At 33.6% G+C, this 2,474-nt stretch carries 2 pseudogenes; both read left to right on the top strand.

Features of this window, described 5'->3' with window-relative positions:
- Positions 1-1,605, top strand: a pseudogene (locus RTP52_RS16025) (hypothetical protein); the annotation flags it as partial.
- Between the two features lie 203 nt (positions 1,606-1,808).
- Positions 1,809-2,474: pseudogene (locus RTP52_RS16020) on the top strand (glucose-6-phosphate isomerase); the annotation flags it as partial.

The raw sequence follows: 2,474 nt of genomic DNA, 5'->3' as shown, positions 1-2,474 counted from the left end.
GCCTCGGAATCGATGGCCACGACGAATACAAATTGGATGAAAAACATGAAGATACGATTTGAAACCTCATACCAACTAAAAATCGGTGTGAATAACGTGGATATTTTTGTGGACAAGCATGTGAATAGAAGTAAATTCTGTGGAATATTGTTATCCACATGGGAGAATTTAAGTGGACAAGCTATTACGTTATGCCTTGCAATAGGTACATTTGCAGGTGTTTCAGGACTTGTCTATAATTGTGGAACAGGACGCGTTTTATTCACATTCTTTGTTGGCGCTTGGACAGCTATTATTGTGAATATTGTGGATAATGTTGTGAATATCCCTGCGCATAAGCAATTATTAAGGCTAAACCTAAAAGATTATTTTGAAAATTATCTAAAGAGTCGTATGGAACAGGAGCATTTAAATACCGAAATTCGAAAGCAAACGAGGCGGGAATATCTTTATGAGATAACGAACAGTGTCACATCCCAAACTGCTGCTACCTTACAAGATCCTGAATTAGCAAAACGATTAGAAAATGCTAAGAGAGAAGTAGAAGAGGCATTACTAGTATCGCCAGTGAAGGTGGTAAGTCCAAAGCCAGTAGTGATAAAACAAGCCATATCTAAAAGCGCCCCATTAAAGGTCGAAAATGAAATTGAGAATAAAATTGATAAAAAAGAGCAAAAAAATCAATTGAAACTCTTAAAAACAATGGAAATGGAAAGAGAAAAGGAACTTAGAGACGAGAAGAAGAGATTAGAAACTTTATCAAAAGAATCCACGAAAGAAAAGAAAAAAGAAGATAAAAAATTTGCAAAACGTGATAAAAAGAATACAAAAATTACCTTAAAAGAATCCTTCAAACAAGAAAAACTTCAAAAGAAAGAAGAACTGGAACAGGCAAAGTTACAGGCTTTCCATGAAGAAAGGCAAGAAAAACTTGCTAAAAAGGAAGAAAAGAAACAAGTAAAACAAGGCAAAAAGCAAGCTAAGATAGATGCAAGTATCGCTAAAAAAGAGCAAAAAGAAAGTAAAAAGGAAATGGAAAAACAAGCTCTGATAGCGAAACAACAAGAAAAGGAAGACAGAAAACAAGCAGCTATAGAAAAAAAAGTTGCTATCAAACAGGAAAAAATAGATAAAAAAGAAGAAAAACGTCTTGCAAAAGTAAAGGCAAAAGAGGATGCTAAGATTTCTAAATATGTTCTTAAGCAACAAAAGCTTCAAGAAAAAATAGCAAAAGCATCTAGCCCTAATGTAGCCATGATGAAAAAAGAAGAAAAATCGAATGGCTCAAAAGTTTCTCAAAAAGCTCATACGGAAAAGATGAGATTAAAAGAAGAGAAGCAAAGAAATCAGATTCGCATGGAAGAAGAAAGAAGATTGAAAGCTCTCAAGAAAGGAAAAAATGCAAATCTTCCAGAAACTAATCTTTATGAAGCTGCCGAGGATATCATTGATGAACTTGTGAAGCAAAAGAAAGAAAATAACATGAATCAAAAACAGGCTATGGAAAAAGAGAGCGAAATTAGACAAGAAGCTAGTGAATGTTTAGCAACAAGTAAGGAAGACGATGAATTAATAGAGGAAGTATTAAGAGAGTTTTTCATGTAAGTAAAAAATTAGTATTTGCGAAAATTTACGAAAAACTTGAAAACATGTAATAGGAATGGTAGAATAGTCATGTTTATACTAGAGCATTTGTTAAGAATAGGTTTATGTGATAAATAAAATCCTGTAAGATATGAATGCTCTATAGATATCATTTTATAACTAGTAGTTGATACTTTAAATACATATGTAAGGAGCGTAAATTAATGGCAAAAGTAACCTTTGACTATTCTATTGCAAAACAGTTTTTTAGTAATGAAGAATTAAGCTATATGAAAGGGACAGCAGAAGCTGCAAAACAGGTTTTATTAGAGAAAACAGGTGCGGGTAATGATTTCTTAGGTTGGATTGATCTCCCTGTAAATTATGATAAAGAAGAATTTGAGAGAATTGTTACATCTGCGAAAAAGATTCAATCAGATTCTGAGGTATTGCTTGTAATTGGCATTGGTGGTTCTTACCTTGGTGCAAGAGCTGCAATCGAATTTTTACGCCATAGTTTTTATAACTCTGTGTCGAAGGAAGTACGTAAAACTCCAGAAATTTATTATGTTGGAAACAATATTAGCAGTACGTATTTATCTCATTTAATTGAAGCGATTGGTGATCGCGATTTTTCTATCAATATCATCAGTAAGTCAGGTACTACTACAGAGCCAGCGATAGCGTTCCGTATCTTTAAGAAGCTTCTAATACAGAAATATGGAAAAGTTGAAGCAGCAAAGAGAATTTACGCAACTACTGATAAATCAAAAGGTGCATTAAAGAATCTTGCAACTGAGGAAGGTTATGAAAGTTTTGTTGTACCAGATGATGTTGGAGGTCGTTTCTCTGTGTTGACAGCGGTTGGTTTATTACCAATTGCAGTATCA

This window comes from Lachnoclostridium sp. (assembly GCF_031997925.1).
GTDB lineage: Bacteria > Bacillota > Clostridia > Lachnospirales > Lachnospiraceae > Lachnoclostridium.
Note: the sequence above shows the minus strand (reverse complement) of the source record. Positions and strands in the feature narration are given on the sequence as shown.